Source organism: Helicobacter sp. T3_23-1059 (genome assembly GCF_053654515.1).
The window spans coordinates 1-351 of the sequence record NZ_JBSIUV010000257.1 but is presented as its reverse complement, the minus strand read 5'-3'; the positions used below and the strand labels follow the sequence as shown (position 1 = coordinate 351).

Genomic DNA, 351 nt, shown 5'->3' with positions numbered 1-351 from the left:
TAAATAATTATCTCTAAATAAAGGGTTTATGAGTTTTTGTTTGTTGGATTCGTAGTAGGATTGTGCCATTTTGCGATTGTAATAAAGTATATAACCTATTTCATCACTACTGCCTAAATCATCTCTCTCATACCATTCTCGCCCTTTATTTATCATTGGCTTATACATAGGTTTTATACTGCCATCGGTGGTATAGCCATCAGAATCAGTTATGTAAATATTAGGTGTATTTGTGTCTTGTGATAAAAGCTGGGCTACTATCTTGCCATTTTTAGCATCAGGCTTATCTCTCACATTTACGATAAAGTCATTTATGTTTGTTTTTGTGATAGATAGGGCGGAAGTGGGGAG

At 34.5% G+C, this 351-nt stretch carries 1 protein-coding gene; it reads right to left on the bottom strand.

Going from position 1 to position 351, the window contains the following annotated elements:
* Positions 1-351, bottom strand: a 351-nt coding sequence (locus tag ACWIX0_RS14315) for a hypothetical protein (protein ID WP_454174633.1), incomplete at both ends; no start/stop codon positions are given.